General features: G+C 58.1%; 16 protein-coding genes. 5 read left to right on the forward strand and 11 right to left on the reverse strand.

Annotated features, from left to right (window positions below; translation table 11 throughout):
* Nucleotides 1-12 precede the first annotated feature (12 nt).
* Nucleotides 13-636, forward strand: a complete 624-nt coding sequence (locus ELR57_RS07260) for a hypothetical protein (RefSeq protein ID WP_126958369.1) — start codon at nucleotides 13-15, stop codon at nucleotides 634-636.
* A 94-nt stretch (nucleotides 637-730) separates the two neighbouring features.
* Here the strand turns inward: ELR57_RS07260 and ELR57_RS07265 are convergent, their stop codons facing one another.
* Together ELR57_RS07265 and ELR57_RS07270 are read right to left on the reverse strand one after the other, a co-directional pair.
* On the reverse strand, nucleotides 731-1,807 hold the full coding sequence (locus ELR57_RS07265; RefSeq protein ID WP_126958370.1) for a phosphodiester glycosidase family protein: 1,077 nt from the start codon (nucleotides 1,805-1,807) through the stop codon (nucleotides 731-733).
* A complete protein-coding gene (locus ELR57_RS07270; RefSeq protein WP_238162435.1) occupies nucleotides 1,804-2,247 on the reverse strand; it encodes a type VI secretion system transmembrane protein TssO in 444 nt (147 codons plus the stop codon). The genes ELR57_RS07265 and ELR57_RS07270 overlap by 4 nt, the downstream gene beginning before the upstream one ends.
* Before the next feature lie 243 nt (nucleotides 2,248-2,490).
* Between ELR57_RS07270 and ELR57_RS07275 the strand changes: the two genes are divergently transcribed.
* Entirely contained in the window at nucleotides 2,491-3,198 is a 708-nt protein-coding gene (locus tag ELR57_RS07275; RefSeq protein WP_126958371.1) for an HAD family hydrolase, read from the forward strand.
* Nucleotides 3,199-3,280: 82 nt separating this feature from the next.
* Here the strand turns inward: ELR57_RS07275 and ELR57_RS07280 are convergent, their stop codons facing one another.
* Genes ELR57_RS07280 through ELR57_RS07300 form a run of 5 tightly spaced genes read right to left on the reverse strand, consistent with a single transcriptional unit; the run spans nucleotide 3,281 to nucleotide 9,641 of the window.
* Nucleotides 3,281-4,504 (reverse strand): YheC/YheD family endospore coat-associated protein, encoded by a 1,224-nt coding sequence (locus ELR57_RS07280; protein ID WP_126958372.1) that lies wholly within the window; start codon nucleotides 4,502-4,504, stop codon nucleotides 3,281-3,283.
* 42 nt (nucleotides 4,505-4,546) lie between these two features.
* Nucleotides 4,547-5,722: a YheC/YheD family endospore coat-associated protein gene (locus ELR57_RS07285; protein ID WP_126958373.1), complete on the reverse strand. Its 1,176-nt coding sequence runs from the start codon at nucleotides 5,720-5,722 to the stop codon at nucleotides 4,547-4,549.
* A complete protein-coding gene (locus ELR57_RS07290; RefSeq protein WP_126958374.1) occupies nucleotides 5,719-7,098 on the reverse strand; it encodes a YheC/YheD family endospore coat-associated protein in 1,380 nt (459 codons plus the stop codon). The genes ELR57_RS07285 and ELR57_RS07290 overlap by 4 nt, the downstream gene beginning before the upstream one ends.
* Nucleotides 7,079-8,260: a YheC/YheD family endospore coat-associated protein gene (locus ELR57_RS07295; RefSeq protein WP_158629954.1), complete on the reverse strand. Its 1,182-nt coding sequence runs from the start codon at nucleotides 8,258-8,260 to the stop codon at nucleotides 7,079-7,081. The genes ELR57_RS07290 and ELR57_RS07295 overlap by 20 nt, the downstream gene beginning before the upstream one ends.
* A 10-nt stretch (nucleotides 8,261-8,270) precedes the next feature.
* The gene (locus tag ELR57_RS07300) at nucleotides 8,271-9,641 is read right to left on the reverse strand and encodes a YheC/YheD family endospore coat-associated protein (RefSeq protein WP_126958376.1); all 1,371 of its coding nucleotides are present in this window, start codon (nucleotides 9,639-9,641) and stop codon (nucleotides 8,271-8,273) included.
* Between the two features lie 179 nt (nucleotides 9,642-9,820).
* On the opposite strand from ELR57_RS07300, the gene ELR57_RS07305 reads away from it, so the two are divergent.
* Nucleotides 9,821-10,840 carry an MBL fold metallo-hydrolase gene (locus tag ELR57_RS07305; RefSeq protein ID WP_126958377.1) on the forward strand — a complete coding sequence of 340 codons (1,020 nt, stop codon included), beginning with the start codon at nucleotides 9,821-9,823 and terminating at the stop codon, nucleotides 10,838-10,840.
* Nucleotides 10,841-10,850: 10 nt separating this feature from the next.
* Nucleotides 10,851-11,846 carry a bile acid:sodium symporter family protein gene (locus tag ELR57_RS07310; protein ID WP_192896541.1) on the forward strand — a complete coding sequence of 332 codons (996 nt, stop codon included), beginning with the start codon at nucleotides 10,851-10,853 and terminating at the stop codon, nucleotides 11,844-11,846.
* 128 nt (nucleotides 11,847-11,974) lie between these two features.
* Here ELR57_RS07310 and ELR57_RS07315 read toward each other — a convergent pair whose 3' ends face one another.
* Nucleotides 11,975-12,526 (reverse strand): phosphatidylglycerophosphatase A family protein, encoded by a 552-nt coding sequence (locus ELR57_RS07315; RefSeq protein ID WP_126958378.1) that lies wholly within the window; start codon nucleotides 12,524-12,526, stop codon nucleotides 11,975-11,977.
* 171 nt (nucleotides 12,527-12,697) lie between these two features.
* On the opposite strand from ELR57_RS07315, the gene ELR57_RS07320 reads away from it, so the two are divergent.
* Entirely contained in the window at nucleotides 12,698-13,768 is a 1,071-nt protein-coding gene (locus tag ELR57_RS07320) for a GerMN domain-containing protein (RefSeq protein ID WP_126958379.1), read from the forward strand.
* A gap of 14 nt (nucleotides 13,769-13,782) precedes the next feature.
* Here ELR57_RS07320 and ELR57_RS07325 read toward each other — a convergent pair whose 3' ends face one another.
* The 3 genes from ELR57_RS07325 to ELR57_RS07335 are packed head-to-tail and all read right to left on the reverse strand — an operon-like array spanning nucleotide 13,783 to nucleotide 17,355.
* Entirely contained in the window at nucleotides 13,783-14,865 is a 1,083-nt protein-coding gene (locus ELR57_RS07325) for a Ger(x)C family spore germination protein (protein ID WP_126958380.1), read from the reverse strand.
* 9 nt (nucleotides 14,866-14,874) lie between these two features.
* Nucleotides 14,875-16,023 (reverse strand): hypothetical protein, encoded by a 1,149-nt coding sequence (locus ELR57_RS07330; RefSeq protein WP_126958381.1) that lies wholly within the window; start codon nucleotides 16,021-16,023, stop codon nucleotides 14,875-14,877.
* A gap of 6 nt (nucleotides 16,024-16,029) precedes the next feature.
* A complete protein-coding gene (locus tag ELR57_RS07335; protein ID WP_126958382.1) occupies nucleotides 16,030-17,355 on the reverse strand; it encodes a spore germination protein in 1,326 nt (441 codons plus the stop codon).
* Nucleotides 17,356-17,412: the final 57 nt, after the last annotated feature.

The following is a 17,412-nucleotide window of genomic DNA, read 5'->3' on the forward strand; positions in this document are numbered from 1 at the left end:
AGGTATTTATCGGTGAAGAAGGCAGTGGGGGTGGCCGTTTTGCTTGGCGTGCTTCTAAGCGCGCTGCTTGCCGGATGCTCGAACGGCGAGATCGAAGCGGTAAAGGCCGATCCGGCCAGGCGGGTCGAGGAGGCCCCGATCCGAATCGTTCGGAATGGGAAAGAAGCCGGTCCCGGCCCTCTTACGAACGAGAACGTCTCGATAGCCGGTATCCGCATCGGCGACAGCCAAGACCAAGTCCGAGGGATCCTGGGCGAACCCTCGAGCTTTCAGAACGGGGGCGGAGGGAGCCCGGATATCTGGTGGACGTACGAGGAGAGAGACCTGTCCGTCAGTTTCTATCGCACAGGAGAAAAGGAGCCGGCTGGAGGAGTGGACGCCATTAAGCTAAACTCCGCCTCCAAGATGAGGAGCCGGAACAGCATCGGTATCGGCAGCACGAGGAAGGAGATCCTCGCCGCTTATCCGGAGGCGGTACAGAGCGAAAGTACAGCAGCCCAAGGTCTCTATACGCTATGGATAACAGGAATGACCGAGAGCGAGGGCTTCCATACCCCGACGCTTATTCTGAGCTTATCGGAAGACAAAGTAACGCATATGGAGCTGACGACTTTCCTGACCGATCCCGATAGATAAAGAAGAAGGTCCCCGCAGATTGGACGTTGCTTAAACGTCCAATCTGCGGGGACCTTTCTTGATGGGAAGGCGCTGTCCGAACCGGCCTTCGCCTTTATTGGAAGAACAAGAAATTCGTCGCGAGAGGGCGAAGCTGGCCGTCCGACGGACTGTTCACGACCCTTCCCTTGAACACAAGGGCGGAAGAGCCGCCGCCATCGAGGTTATAGCCGTCAATCGTCCCGTAACGGGTCAGCAGCATCTGTATCTCCGCCAGCGTAGCCCCCGAGCTTCCGTTCTCGTCGCGGCCGTCGATGACCAGGAAGAGCAGTTGGTCGTCCTTATAGTTAGCGACGATCGTGCGCGGAGCGCGATTCGGGCTCGTCTGCCACTTGAACGGAATCGCGAGATTCACGCCGTTCTTGCGCAGCATCGGCACGAAGGAGGCGCCGAATTTGGGGTTCAAACGGTCAAGCTGGGCTTGGCTGTTAAACACGCCGCCGATGAGTTCCATCCGATCGTTCAGCCCGACGAAGAACAGATCGTTGTAGCTCGCTTCGAAGCCGCTCACGTACTTGCCGTTCACGACCGTCGTGCTGAGCGGGTAACGCTTGCCCTTCGAGTCGGCGAAGCCTCCGGCGTTGACCCCGGCGACGGCGCCCGTACGCTTGACCGCTGCGAGCGTCGTCTCGGAGCCGCCGAACTTGTCCTTGCCCAGCGCCATGTTCATGGCTCCGTTGCTCTTCAGCTTGACCTTGAGCGCGTAACCGCTGAAGTTCTGGGCTTGGATCCGGAATAGCTGGGCGGTGAGCTTGTCCGAGGTGACGGAGTCGGCAACCGTACCCAACCGGCTCGTGATTCTCTTGTCGTAGATGAGAGCCGGCCTGTTCACTTGAGCCTTCGCCGTGGACATGATCGAGCTCATGCTGTTGTTCGTCTTGGCATAAAGCTCGGATACTTTCTTCATGGAAGACGATATTTCCTTGGCAATAATCTCGGCTTGATTCAGCTCGTCCAAGACGGGAGCGGCGCTCTCGGCCAGCGACGGCAGCTTGGCGGCCGAATCGTCCGTCCTCTCGATCTCCGGGGCCTGGACGGAGAATTGGACCGATAGAATCCAGATCAGCAGACCGATGAAGGGGGCGCAGGCAAGCAGCAGCGTCCGATTGAAGCGTTGGACCGTGCTTATCATTTGAGCACGTCCAGATTCTTCTTCAGGGCGTCGATCTGCTTCTTCAGCTCGGCGATCTGCGTATACAGCTTGTTGCTGTTGTCGGTCTTATCGTTCACGTTATCCTGATTGAAGGTCAGAAGCTCATTCAAGGATTCGACCTTCGATGACAGATCCGTCATCTCCTCCTTATAGCTGGCTTGCAGGCTGTCCAGGCGCTGCCGGTAGTCCTGCTGCATCGTCTCGATCTGCTTGGCGGTCTGCGCTTGCAGATCGCTGGAGATTTGTTCCTTCAAGTGCTCGGTATACAGGTAGGCTCCGGCGGCGCCGGCGCCGATCAGAACGATCCATAGTAGGAGGAAGGGAACGATCGATTTCTTGGGTGCGCGGCGCGGGGTCAACTGCTCGGAAGCATGGTCCGGGGCCGGCGCTAATCTGGGAAGGGAAGAAGAATTACTCATAACAACAAACCACCTCGTATTTCGGCAAAACCGATAATGAAAGTTTATTGTAGCACAACCTGGCGCAAATGGCCTGTCCGTTTGCCGGATTCGAGCGAACGAGAGCGAATCGCGGAGAATTCTGCCGAATCATGCCAGGCGGCAACACAGGGATAGACGATCCGAAGCGCCCGAAGGTTGCCTTTTTCGGTCCTTGTTCGTTATGATGGGAGGAAAATATAGGCGGCAGGAGAGGAAACAGCCATGACAAACGCCCACTCATTGAATAAGGATACTCTATACGTTCCCGAGGCGATGCTGTTCGATCTGGACGGCACGCTGTTCCAGACGGAATCGCTGCTCGCGACGGTTCATACCCGAGTCTTCGATACGCTTCGCGAAGAGAAGCTCTATACGAAGGAAGAACCGCCTCTTGAGAGACTGCTTGGAGCGCTCGGGATGCTTCTCGAGCATATCTGGCAGCGGGTCATGCCGGACGGATCGCCGGAGGCGCATGCCCGGGCGAACGAGCTGCTGCTTAAGTACGAGCTGGAGGATCTGGAAGCCGGCATCGGAGTGCTGTACGAAGGGGTAGAGGAGACGCTTCAAGCGTTGAAGAACAAAGGAATCCGTTTGTTCGTGGCGAGCAACGGGCTGGAGAGCTACGTGAAAGAAGTGCCGCGTCTGCGGGGAATCGGAACGTTGTTCGAAGGTTTCTACAGCGCGGGAGAATACCAGACGGCAACCAAGGCGGAATTGGTGCGGATTCTGCTGGATAAGCACGGGATTCGCTCCGCCTGGATGGTCGGAGACCGTTCTTCGGACGTGGACGCGGGCAAGCGCAATGGGCTGTTCGTCGTCGGCTGCGATTACGCGGGCTTCCGCAAAGACGGGGAGCTGGAAGGATCGGATGCGGTCATCGGGGACTTCCGGGAGCTGCTCCGGCTCGTCGAGTCGGCAGAAGCCAAGTAAGACTGCAAGCAATAGAAAGCCCGCGAGCCCGTTCCGGAATCGGAACGATGGCTTGCGGGCTTTCGTGGCGTTCTCGCGCCGTTTAATCGGTTCCGTCCAAGAGCTCGTCGTACCAGGAGCGCATATCCTGCTGCGAGACGTTCTCCGGGCTGCGCGACTCGTGGGAGGAGCGCGAGCGGGAGCGGGACTCGGAGCGGTTCTGGCGGTCCGCTTTTTTCTCCCGGTATAGCCAAAGGGCATATTCAAGGGGGCGGGTGATGGCGCGGCGGTAAACCTCGCGCTCGCCTGCCCGGATGAATACCTCGCGAGAGGGCTTGGGGTTGACCTCCAGCAGCCAGACTCGGCCGCTGCGGTCGATCGCGAGATCGAGGGCAAGCTCGCAAAGCGCGCTGTACGACGCTTCGAGATGCTTCGCGACGCGGATTCCGAAGGACTCGGCGGTCTCCCGAATCTGGGAGATCTTGGCGTCGTTGTCGATCCAGAGGCGAAGCAGGGAGTTCATCGGAGCGGCTCTTCCGCCGCCGTGCAGATTGGAGGTGATGCTGCGGGCCGGACCGACGCGGCCGGCGCAGCCGGTCACTTCCCATTCTCCGGAGCCGTTCTTCTGCACGAGCATGCGGTAATCGTGCACCCTGCCGCCCGGCAGCTTGATGTTCAGTCCTTGCTGCACGATATATTTATCCCCGTTCATATCCCATTCCGACAATTCGGCGGCAAGGCTCTGGCGGGACACCTGCCTGGGATTGACGATCTTCCTCTTGTGATCTCTTCCTTGAAGAAGATAAGTTCCGTTCTTCTGCTTCTCGATCCGCAGGATGCCGCGCCCTCCCGTGCCGTTGATCGGCTTCACGTAGAGGAGAGGGAACTTGACCAGCATGGCCGAGACGTCCTCGAACGATTGATAGAGCCGGGTGACGGGCAAGTGGTCGCGGAAGGAAGAGACCTTCGAGAGAGTGCGATAAACGGTCCACTTGTTGCGCAGCGGACGGTTCAAGAACGTAAGATGAGAATACTTCTTCCGGAAAGCGAGAAGCTGCTCGAACCGCCTGCTTCGCTGGATGCGGCAGCGGTCGTAAATCAGGTGAGGGAACCGCACCCAGCGCCGGCTCCAGCTCCGGGTGTCGGGTTGATAGACCATCGCGTGAATGCGGGCGCTCCGATCCTCCACGTCGTCGGGAGTGAAGACGAAGGCGTCCAGCCCCATCTTGGCGGCGGCCGCGATCATTTTCTCATAGACGCTCTTCTCTTCCAGAACCTTGTTATCGTTGAGATATAGGGTCAGAATGCCTAGCACAGGTTGCGTCAACCTTGTCACCTCTATGCCGAATACGGGCTGTAGGCAGATGCGTTACGTTGGCGTGCTGCCTTGCTGCTGAAGCGCGGTCGAATGAAGATATTGGCTGTAGTTGAAGATCTGCTCGAGAGACTTCTTGCGGATATGCGGCTCGTCGAACTTCATCGGCTTGGAATTGGCTTCGAAGAACCACACCTGGCCGGTGGCGTCCACGCCTAGGTCCATCGACATCTCGCCGGCCTTGTGCTTGGAGGATCTCTCGATCTGGCGAGCCAGGATCAAGGCGGTATTCTTGACCTTATTCAGAACCTTGCGGGCTTTGTCTTGGCCGAATACGGAGACGAGCAGCTTCTCCGGCTCTTCGATGTAGCCTCCCCGAGGCACATGAGTCGTAATGCTGGTATCGCCGGCAACCCTTGCTCCGATCCCCGTCAGTTCCCATTGGCCGAATTCGTTCTTCTGGATCAGCGCGCGAAGATCGAACGGTCTCTCGTTCACGGAAGCAAGGGCGATGCCTTGCTGGGCGATATAAGGCTCCCCGATGGAGTTGGACTGCTTCAGGATCCGGTTCCATAATCTAGACAACGTCGAGCTGCGGAACGTTCGGCTGCCCTTCTCTTCTTGAATCTGCAAAGTATAGGGAAGGTTTCTCTCCGGCTGAATCTTGAGAGACATGATGCCGACTCCGGCTTTGCCCCTTACGGGCTTCAGATAGAGGAGAGAATGGCGCTTCAGCAGGCTGGAGAGCACCGCGATCTCGGTCAGCTTCCTCGTCTCCGGGATGAAGGGGCGGGTCAGCTTGGAATCGTTCAGCCATTGAAACAAAGACCACTTATTGAAAAAACGTCGGTTGAAGAGCTGGACGTTCGGGTTCTTGGCGATCGAGATCAGCTTCTTGCGCACGCGGGGAAGCATCTCGTCTTCACGCAGAGGGATCCGGTTGTAAACCACGTCCGGGCGAGGATAATAAGCGCTGTTCCAGATGCCTTCGCTCTTGCTGTACGTGTAGCCAAGAACGATCGGCCTGCTTAATTTAAGGTGCTTCACGGTAACGACATAAGTCATGAAGCCCATTTTCTCCCCCGTGGCGATTAGATCCGCGAAGTTCTGCCGATTGCCTCGAAAATCCTGGACATCGTCATCGATCGTAAGAATGGCCAGAATCGGCTTCTCCCCGAAGCTATGGTTGGCATGGACAAGAATCTCCGGGGAGGGGAGAATCGGATTCATGACGACTCATCCTTCCTGCGGAATTTGCTCAGGTACAGGCAGTGGTCCAGAATATACTGCATGGACGCCTTGCCCTGCTCCTTCAACGCCGGATGCTTGAAGATGGAGCGTCCTGGCTTAGCGTTCGCTTCGAACATCCAGACGTCTCCGTCCCGGTCGATCCCGATGTCGAGCCCCAGCTCGCCGAGCGTATGGGAATAGTTGCGTTCGATCGCCTCCGACAGGCGGATCGCGACGGTCTTGGCGTTATCCAGAACCTCGCCCGCCCGATCGCCGAACGTCCTTCCTAGCGCTTGCTCCGGCGTCATGAGCGAGCCGCCGTTCTTGATATGGGTCGTCACGCTTCCGCGTCCGGCCTTCTTGGCTCCGATCCCGGCAACGACCCAATCGTTGTTGCCGTCCTTGTGCATATGAAACCGGAAGTCGATCGGACAATTGTCGATCTCCATCAGACGGATGCCCTGCTGGACGACATAGCCGCTCAGGGCGCTTCCGTGCCTTCCTCTAAGCATTCGCATCAAGCTGCCGAAGTTCGAGAACCGGAGCAGAACGTTCTGTCCGCTGCGCCGATACCGGGCGAAGTAGCCCCTGCGGGGATGGTAGGTCAACCGGTAGATCCCGTTGCCGAGACTGCCGCCCGTCGGCTTGTAATAGAGAAAATGATGCTTCTCCAGCAGCTCTTTGATTTGCTCCGGCTCCGGGTTGTTGATCGATTCCGGGAGATGACGAAGCGCCTCGGGATCTTTGTCCAGAAGGCTGTATACGTCCGATTTGTTGAAGAAGCTCCAGTTGAAGAACGGAATCTTCCGCCGAACGAACCGTTCCCTCAGCGTAGTGATCGCCGCGCCGGTCTCCGCCCTGCGGCTCGGCAGCCGGTTGTAGACGACATCGGGAAGAGGGACGACCTTGCGAATCCAGCCGCCTCCGCCGTCGAGGAACCAACCGTTCACCGTCTCTTCCTGCCAATCGATATCCCTCGGGGTGAAGGCGAAGAAGTAGGCTTTCTTCTGGCCCAGTTGGAGCAGTTGCTTCACGAAGGAGGTTCTCACGCCGAACGGGGCGCCGGCGGAACGAACGCTGCTATCGGTCAGAATGCCGATCAGCGGCCCGAGCTGGACCTCTTCGCTGTTGGCGTTGGCGATATAGATCTTGCCGGACTTCGGTATGCGGACGGAGCGGCGCAAGCCGGCGGAGAGGAAGACGTGGTGGCCGCTCCTCTTGACGGTCTTGACGGCTGCGGGAACGATGTCCCGCCCGAGCTTGACGTTGATCGATTTGCGCCCGTTAAGGTTGAGAAGCTTCGCAAGGGGGCTGGAGAACCATACGACTCGCTCCGCTTGTTGCGTGAAGTGAACGTTACATTGGGTCAAACTCATGAAATACCCTCCCAGGTGGTCGAAGCAGGATATATCGGGCGTAAGCAAGCGGACGATCGACGGCATCGGCAGCCGCGGATTCGCCTGCGCACGCCATGGAGGCGCGCCCGGGTTTGGTGTTCGCTTCCAAGAACCAGAGTCTTCCTGAACGTTCGATTCCGAAGTCGAGTCCAAGCTCGGAGAACCTTCCGTATTTGCTTTCAAGGCAATCGATCACGTCTCCCGACGCTTCGATCAGCTCTTCGTGCAAGCGATCGGCTTGCTCTCGGCCGAACAGAACGGTCAGATAATCCTTCGCGCGGCGAGCCTTGCCGCCGCCGTGAAGATTCGCCGTCACGCTATGCGCCCTGCCGCAGCGCGCCGCGATTCCCGCGACCGCCCATCGGCCGCTGCCGTTTCTCTGCATGAGCGCTCGGATGTCGAAGGGCTCTCCGCTCGTTCCTCTTAAATCAAGCATGGGCTGCATGAGATAAGCGCGAGACCCGATCGCCTTGTCGATGCGGCTAAAGGCTTCCTCTTCCGGGATTCTCGCGAGGTGAAAAGGGACATTGGCGGCATTGCGTCCTTGAATGCGCAGCATCTCCGGTTCTTCCGCATGCCGGGCCACGGCGATGACCCGGCGTCCTTTGGAGCCGTGAGAAGGCTTAAGAAAGGCGGCGCCGTGGTGCTCGGCAAGCCAGTCTCGCAGAGCGATCGTCCCTTCATAGGGTTTCGTCGGAGGCAATAGGCCGGCTAAACGAGACTCCTGCCTCAAGCTGCGGTAGACATCGAGCTTGCCGGGAAGCCGTCCGTTCATCAGCCGAACCTTAGGCCTGCTCCTCAGCAGCTGCCGAAGCCCCTCTCGATAGAGGCGGCGTTCTCTTGCGTCGCCGGGCCACGCCCGATCGTAGACGAGGCTTGGAGCGGGAAGAGTCTCCCGTCTCCATTCGGCGCCCCGGGAGCTCCAGGCGAATACGGTGCCTTGCTCCTCGTCGAGAGTCCATGGAGCGAATGCGAAAACGCGCAAGCCATGCTTAGGACCGGCGGCAACGAGCCGTCGGATGAAAGCCGCTTCCGCGAAAGGGGGATATCCTCCTCTCTCGCAAACGGCGATTCCAAGTGAGAGCGCGGGGCCGTCTCCTTCAGGAGGGGCCGGAACGTCCCGGAGCCGCTCTCTCGTCAAGAACGACCCTTTAGAAACCGGAGAGAAAACGGGCATATTGAATCATCATCCGCACCGACGGGCGGATTTTCCCTTCGTTTAGTGGGGTGTTATCGTTCTTGGACGGCTTGGAATTCACTTCGAGCAGCCAGACTCTGCCGGAGGTGTCGATCGCCAGGTCGATCCCGAGCTCGCCGAAATGCGCCTGGATATGCGTGTCGATCCCGCGGGAGATCTCAAGCGCCGCGCGGTTCAGCTTGCTGCCGGCGTCTCCCCGATGGATGGAGGGAAGATTCGATCTTGCGATCGACTCCCGCACCGTCGCGAGGGTGCCCCCGCGCGCCAGGTTCGACACATAATGCTGGTTGCCCGCCGTTCGGCCGACGATCGAAGTGACAACCCATTTGCCTGCCGAATTCTTCTGGGTCAATGCCCGGAAGTCGATCGGACGGCCGCCCGAATCGATCAGGGTCAAGCCTTGCTGGACCAGGTAACGGACCGTCTTCATCTTGCCGGAGATGACCGAGAAGAACTTGAGCAGATTCGGATAAGTGACCTTGCGGGTTCCGCCCGCCGTGGTGAACGAGGCCTGCCATCCCTCCGCTCCCGAACGGCTCAAGCGGATGATTCCTTTGCCGAGGCTGCCTCTTACCGGCTTCAGGAAGACGACCGGATAGCGCGAGCACATGCTCTTAAGCGTCGTGAAGTTGCGCAAAGAATAGGACTCGGGCAGATACCTCAGCAAGGAGGCATCGTGCTTAAGGGCCTCGAACACCTCCGACTTGTCAAGGAACTTCTCGTTGAAGATGATGGCGCCATAACGGTACTTGATCTCCGAAACGAATTGCTGGACGATGGGACGGTTCTCAAGCTTGCGGGAGGTCAACCGGTTGTTCACGACGTCCGGCGCGGGAAAATCGGATTGGCGCCAGCCGCCGGGGCCGAGCACCCATCCGCGTACGCCCTTCAGGTTCTCCTGAATGCCGGAGGGAGTGAAGAAGTACACGAAGGCGCCTTGGCTGCGGCAGGAATCAACCAGTTCCTGGCAGAACATCGTGATGGCTCCGAACGGCTTCTCGAGCTGGTCGGGATAATCGCGGCTAATCAACACGCCGATAAGAGGCCCTAGGGCGAGCGTGCGCGAAGCCGACCGATACTGCAGCCGAAGCGGAGTGCCGGAGGAGATCCCCATCCTGCGGGCCAGCGAGTGGCTGATCCGCAAGCCATCGTAGCGAGAGACGGACGAAACGGTAACGGTTTGCTTAAAGGAGCCGAATTGAAGCACAAGCTGCTGCTGGACCGGGATCTTGGCTTGCTTGATCACAGACTCCCCAAGCATGAGGACGTCCTCGGACAGGATTCCTGAGCTGATTACCTGGACGTCGATTTTCGGGGTGGACATGCGCGTTCTCCTTCCACCTTGTCGAATTCTGTGGCGTAAGCTCTCGTAGGCTTCCTTCCCGGGGGCATGCGAGAATACTCCATTGTATGAGGACGAATATCTATCGGTGATTGGCTACATCCGCCGAAAACGGCTATACTGGGGGAGGAATTGGAGAAAAGTGTCGGGTGGCGTTCGTTATGACGGAAGCAATGGAAACGATAACAAGATTGGCAAACGGCTATATTCAGGTCAAGGTGCCGCTTCCGTTCTCCCTGCGTTGGGTGAACGCCTATCTTCTGCCGCATGGGGGGAGCTGGACGCTCGTGGATCCCGGACTTCGCGCGGCGGAGACGCAAGCGTTCTGGGCGGATGCCTTGGCGGAGCTGGGAATCGCGTGGAAGGACATCGAATCGATCGTCCTGACCCATTATCATCCCGATCATTACGGATTATCCGGATGGTTCCAAGAGAAGACGGGCGCCCCGGTCTATATGTCCGATGTGGCCGCCGCTTACGCCGATCGGCTGTGGGGAGAGAACGAGACATTCTCGGAAGAGCTGATCGAAGCGTTCCGGCAGCATGGCTACCCGGAGGAGTTGATCCCGGGAATGAGGGAGCATCTGGCCGGCGTCAAGGATCAGGTGAGCCCGCCTCCGCGGGAGATTCGAATCCTTCCGGAGCCGGGCCAGAGCTTCGGGATGGCGGGGCAGGCTTGGAAGATTGTCGGAGGAGAAGGGCATGCGCCCGGTCATCGGGCCTTCTACCGGCCGGAATCGGGAGTCATCCTGTGCGGGGACCAGGTGCTGCCGAGAATAACGCCGAACATCGGCTGGCTTCCGGGAGGAGACCCCGATCCGCTCGGTTCGTATCTCGCCAGCTTGGAGAGCTTGCTGGCCTACGACGTGAGCCTGGCGCTTCCCGGCCATCGGGATCCGTTCCCAGAGTTTAGCGGCCGCGTGCGGGAATTGATTGCCCATCATGACAGAAGGCTAAAGCAGATAGAAGATCTTCTGGCGGAAGCGGAATCGTACAGCTCTCATGAACTGTGCGACGCGTTGTTCGGAGCTCGAATCAGCGGCAACTCCCATAACCACCGGTTCGCGATGTCGGAGACGATCGCCCATGCGGAACGGCTGGCTTTCTCCGGAGCGGCCCTCCGAACGTGCGAGCCGGATTCGGAGGCGGGACGGTCGGTCATCCGCTACCGCAAGGCATGAGGCCGGGCGCATGAACGGCTTATTGGCAGGACTATCGAGAATCAACCGGGCGCTGGAGAGAATCATGCCGCTGATTACTCCAACCGCCATCCTGATCGGAGTTTTGTTGGACTCTCGTTTGCACTCTTTCGAGCATTGGGTTCCGTGGATATTCGCTGTCATGACCTTGATCGGGAGCTTAAAAACGAGCTTCGGGGATTTGCTCCGCGTCTTGACGCATCCGAGCAAGCTGATCGTTCTAATGGTTATCCTGCATGTGGTCATGCCGTTGATAGGCTGGGGAGCGGGAAGCTTGTTCTTCCCGGACGATCCTTATCTCATCACGGGTTACGTGCTGCTGTTCGCCATTCCGACAGGAGTGGTGAGCGTCGTCTGGGTGACGATCTACAGCGGGAATCTCGCACTGACCCTTGCCCTTATCCTTATCGATACGCTGCTCTCGCCGCTCCTGGTCCCCGCCACGCTGCACGTTCTGATGGGCGCCAGCGTTCCGATCGAGACGTGGAGCATGATGAAGGGCCTGCTCCTGATGGTCGTTCTTCCGTCCCTGATCGGCATGCTGCTGAATCAATGGACGAGAGGACGGGTGAATCGGACCTGGGGGCCGCCGCTCGCCCCGCTCGTGAAGGTCGGCTTGTTCATCGTCGTCGCCATCAACGGCTCGACGATCGCGAACGATCTCAAGCATGCGGACGCCAAGCTGGCGGCCGTTATTCTCGTAACGCTCGCCACCGTCGTTCTCGGTTACTTGATCGGCTGGGGGATCTCCGCATGGAGACGCTGGAGCCTGGAGGATTCGATCGCCGTACAATTCAATTCGGGCATGCGCAATCTAAGCGCGGGGGCGGTGCTGGCGATTCAGTACTTTCCGGCAGCCGTATCGCTGCCGGTTATCTCCGGCATGCTGTTCCAGCAGCTGCTGGCCGCTACCTTCGGCTATCGAATCGGAAGAAGCAAGAGAAAAGCCGAGGCTGCGGAAGCGGAAGGCAGGCGGGGAGAGGAGTAAGGACCTTCGCCAACGGTTTCCCGAAGACGAAGAGGCTTTGGCCCGTCGCGCATAAGCTGCGCGCGGCCAAAGCCTCTTCTTTGTCGGAATGGAGAAGGAGGGGCGGACGGCTCCGCCCCTCCTTCCGTTTACTCATTGACGGATTCCTGGATGGCTTCCAGCTCGGCTTCCTTCTCCGCCTGCTTGCGGTGGGCGATGCGGCTGGAGGCCGCTGCGGCGATGGCGCCGACGATATCGTCAAGGAAGGTATGGCACTCCTTGCTGTTCTTATCGTTTAGCTTCTTGAGAATCCCCGGCTTGAACTTGTCGATATAGCCGAAGTTGGTGAAGCCGATGCTGCCATAGACATTCACGATGCTGAGCGCGAGCACTTCATCGCAGCCATACAATCCTTCATCGTTCTGAATCATCGCTTGCAGCGGGGGGAGCAGCTTGCCTTCCTCCGCGAGCATATCCAGCTGGATACCGGTCAGAATCGCATTCTGGACTTCGCGCTTGGACAGAACCCTCTCTACGTTCGCAATGCATTCGTCGAGAGTCAGGTCCGGGAAATAGTCCTTCTGCAGGAGCATGACCAGCTGGCCGATCTGGCCTTTGGATACTCCGCGCTTCGCCAGCCATTCCTCCGTTGCGTTAGCGACCTCTTTGCTGTTCAGACGATAGACGTTCGATTCGGGCATGAACGGCACCTCTTTCCGACCCTGTCAGTAACGGTTCTCCCCGCGAACGAGAATAAACTTGGCCTTCTCGAGGGACAAACCGTTCATACAATTCTCTAGGGTCTCGTATATATATTACTACAATTGGGGAAGCCGGTGATACCGGTGAGCCCTTCCTTGGGAGGAATTGGAATGAAGCCGATAACCGGCCGTAAGCACGTTCACAAGCTTCTAGCCGCTCTGCTGCTGCTGCCGCTCGCAGCAGGCTGCAGCTTGAGCAACAAGGAATCGCCCGATACCGCGGCCATAGATCCGCCGCCGTCGGATGTCGAGCAGCAGATGGTCGCGGCAGCCGCGGATCCCGCTATGGCGCCGCTCTCGGCGGACACCGACGGCCTCACGGTGTATCTGCAGGACCGCAATGGCTTCATCGCCCCGATGACCCTTCGTCTGACGGATGAGGAATCCGGCAAGCCGAAGGAACAGCAGGCCCTCTCTTGGATGACGGATGGCACGGCCGCGTCGGACCAGCTTCCGGCGGGCTTCAAGCCTATTCTGCCCAAGGGAGCGTCTATTCGCTCGGTCACGGAAGACGCGAAGACGTCGACGGTTACGATCGACTTCGAGTCGGCGTTCCCGAGCCTGTCGGCGAACCAAGAACGCAAGGCGGTCGAAGCGCTGGTATGGACGATGACGGAACTGCCGGGAGTGAAGCAGGTTCGATTCACCGTGGACGGCGTTCCGCTGAGAGAGCTGCCCGCCTCGAAGCTGCCGATCGACGAGAGCATGTCCCGCGCCATGGGGATCAACGTCGAACAAGCGTCCGACCTGAGACCGACCCGTTCCATGGCGGTCACCTTGTATTTCTCGGCCAAGACAACGGACGGCGAAGGGTACTTCGTGCCGGTCACCCGCTTGATCGAGCGTCAGCCGAACAAGAACAAGGCTGCTCTGCAGGAACTTATCAAAGGTCCCCTTCAATCCGGAAAGCTGCTGCCCGTCGTCGCGCCGAACATTACGCTCGGCGAGATCGCGGATTCGGACAACCTTCTTAGCGTCTCTTTGAAGGACGCTTCCTGGGAACCGGAGATGCAGGTTCCCGCCGATACGATCGAAGCTCTTGTCCTCACCATGACGGAGGTCAGCGGAGATCCGAAGGTCAAGCTCGCCATCAACGGCAGCGACTCCTTCACGGATACGAACGACCAATCCTACGCGGAGCCGATCAGCCGCCCGATCGCCATCAACGCTCTCGAACAATAACCGACGGCGGCCGCTTATCGGATGACGCCCGGTCCTCTCACGCGAACGTCGGTGACGACATTGAATTTCGCTTCGGGGTAAACGGACTGCCACCACTTGTAATCTTTTTCTTTGCCGAAGTAAGTCGACAGATACTTCAACCCGAAGCCGAGGGGATCGACGCCGGCATCCCGAATCTTGATTAGCAACTGCTCCATCTGTTCCGAGTAGCGATCCGCCATCCTCCTTTCCAGCCCATGCCAGTCTTTCTCAAGCAGGTTCGGAGGACTCTCTTCGAGGGTGCCGCCCATTCGGATCTTCACCGTGATGACCGGCACGGAGTCCCGCTTGATATGGACTTTTGCTTTGATATCGGATACGGTCATGACGACGCGCTTGCCGTCCTCCAGCGGCAGGACGAGCTCGGATTTGCCCGAATGCGAGCTTATCATCTTATAGAGCTGCGTTTCCCCCGGAGTCAGGGTGAGACGCGGCTTTTTTTTGTCCAGAAGCATCACCCTGTCGATCACGTACGTTTTTTCTTGGGTACGGATGATAGGAAGAACGGGATCGATTCCTTTCTCTAACAGTCTCCGGGAGTTGTCGAACAGATAGGAAGTGACCGTGTAAGGCGATTCGGTGCCCTCATTGCCGAAGCTTAAGAATAACGCGTTGCCTGGGTAACGTTCGGATTCCGGCGTGATCTTCAAGACGGAGAGGGCATCGGGTTCTCCGACCGCGAAATACGAGATCATCTGGATGTCCCGCCTTCTCGCGAACCAGCTCATCGCATCCGGCGAACTGCTCTCCAACAGGGATTTGCCCAGCACGAACACGCGGCAATGGCCGAATTCCAGCTCTTTGTCTACATAAGCCTTCAGATGCCGCACCCCTTCGGCGATCGAAGCGGCTTCGATCGTCTGAATCTCCGTGCGCGAGGAGCCGCTTTCTGCCTTAGCCGACGTGATGGCCAGCCGAAGCGAGATGCGGTATGGCTTCGCCGGGTTGTCGCTGAGGTCGACCCCGGTCGTCACGACATAGAAGCGCTTGTCGATGTCTTTCATCCCGCATCCGCTAACCAGCAAGCAGAGGAGGAGAGTAATCGCGATTCTCTTCAAGGGATCACCTCACTGACCGCTGGTTGCGGCGGGTTGTCCGGACTTGGAAGGCGCGGAGGAAGACCGGCGCTTGATCAGCACGGCGAAGATGATCATCTGGATCAGGTTGACGATCTCGAACAGGAATCGAATAATCAGCCAGATCTCCGTCGCCCAATGGCTTCGTCCTTCGTTCGCCCATAAGGAGAAGAGAAAGCAGAGGACGCCGAAGACGCCGCAGATGATCCAATTCGTCTTCGGAACCGGCAATTGCTCCGGCTGCGGCTTATGTCCGGGAACGCTTGCCTTGACGTATTCCATGCAGGCATGGAACACGTTCATCATGAACATCATCGACAGGAACGTGTACATGATGAGGAACAGGAACAGCACCCGTTGGATGAACCCGTACTTTAGGTACATGGAGTCGGCGGTGACGCTCCAGACATAGACGTATTGCTCGACCCCTACCGTGCCGTGGAATCCGATCGGAATGAAGAAGGAGACGAAGCCGAACATCGCGCCGAGAATGGGAATGGACCACACATGCTTGAGGCGGAAGTTGGCCGGATTCAACCGATTGAACAAAGTCAGGGAGAGGTATCCGGTAAAGAAGAAGGTGGAAGAGGCCATAACGCTGAGCGACGGCGTTCTTCCGAAATATCCGGCAACGATTCGAATGGCATCCCAGCTCAAATAAGGGTTGAAGAGCGCTTTGAACAGAATGAACAGGAGAAAAGGAACGCAGAGCCAGAACAGGATCTCGACCGAGAATTGAACGGTTCGCGTCGAACGGGAGCCGGAGAATATGCTAGCCACGATAATGAGAAGCAGGAAGTGATAATGGTTCATCTCGGGGTTGAAGAAGATTCCCATCGTCTGCGAGAACGTATAGGTAGCGAGCACTCCGCCCGCCAGCCACAGCAGGCAGGTGCTGTAGAGCATGGGGGCTGCGACCCAAGCGGGCACGAACATCTTGAGAATCTCGGGATAGCCTTGTTGAGGAAAAAAACGAAAGCAATAGATCGTTCCGATCGCGAGGATAGAGCCGACGACAATGCCCAGGAGGAGGCCGGACACGGCGCCGTCGAACCGATGCTTCAGCAGAATATGGGGAACGAAAAGCATGATGTTCATCATGCCGATGTAGAAGACGTGATAATAGAAGTAACGGTTCATGGCTAATCACCTCGGCTGGCTGGAATGCTTCTGGTCGCGCTTCAGATTGACCGCCAGATAAGGCTGGCCGAAGCTGCGCAGGTGGCACAGGTAAACGACGATGAGGAAGACCGCGACGATAATGCCGACCATTCCGTAGAAGGTGGCTACGATAACGAAAATATATTTCATGGCCCGAATGCTGTAGCTGAACGAGCTGTTCGGAATGAGGAAGTTGGAGATCGCCACGACGGAGGTCACGATGATCATGATGCTGCTGACCAACCCCGCTTGCTGGGCGGCTTGTCCGAGAATCAGGCCTCCTACCGTCGCGGCGGTGGAGCCGACGAACCGGGGCAGCCGTATGCTGGATTCGATCAGCGCCTCGATCATGAACAGCATGATGAACACCTCGACGAAAGACGGATAGGGAACGGCCGCCCGGCTGCCGTCGATGGAGAATGCCAATTGAACCCGGAATACTTCCGGGTTATAGGAGCAAGCGGCGATATATAGGGCGGGAAGCGTCATGGAGAGCATCATCCCGATATAGCGGAACAGGATCAGAATCCTTCCCATCCAATAAGGCTCGTAGTCGTCGTCCATCGCATGCATGAAGTCGAAGAAGCGGATCGGCAGCGTGACGGCGAAGCGGCTTCCGTCGAGCATCAAGGCGATCTTCCCGCGCTGCAGCAGCTGCGCGACCCGGTCCGGACGTTCGGTCTGGAGGGTGATCGGGAACATGCTGAAGCGGGCGTTGCCGATCAGCATGGCCAGTTGGCCGGCGGCCTGAATCAGCTTGGGATCGATCGACTCCAGCCGTTTTTTCACTTCGTCCAGGGAGCTCTTGTCGACGGTTACCCGGTCATAGACGATCATGATCCGGGTTCTGGAAAGCTTGCCCTTCGTCATCACGTCCGCATTCATGGTCGGGCTGTTGTAGCGAAGGCGGAGCAGGTTCATGTTCATGTCCAGATCTTCGGTAAAGGAAGATTGAGGCCCTTGCAGCGAAGCTTCGACTTCCGTGTTGCCCGGCTCCGTCAGCATTTTGCGAACGCAAGTAAAGCAGTAGACGACTCCCTCGTACTGCAGAAGCGCACATCCCTTCAGCAGCAGCTCGGGCCATTTCTGAGGCTCGTCCGACCGAATGAAGGAGATGTCCGATTTAAGCATCCGGCGGAATTCGTCCGGATCGAACCGGTAGGAGAACGGCACCAGAACGGCATCTTTGAGATGATCGATATCGCACATGCTGGGGAAGAAGCAGAGCTCCATGCTCGTATAGCCGTTATCCATCACTTCTGTGACCAAATCCTTCGGTTGGCCGAATACGGCTTCTATCCGCTCGAGCATCCGGGCTCCCCCCCTTTCTTCTCAATCATTCCCAACTCCGGTTATCTTGCCCTATCT

Origin of the sequence: Cohnella sp. AR92, assembly GCF_003990975.1 — a bacterium.
Lineage (GTDB): Bacteria > Bacillota > Bacilli > Paenibacillales > Paenibacillaceae > Cohnella.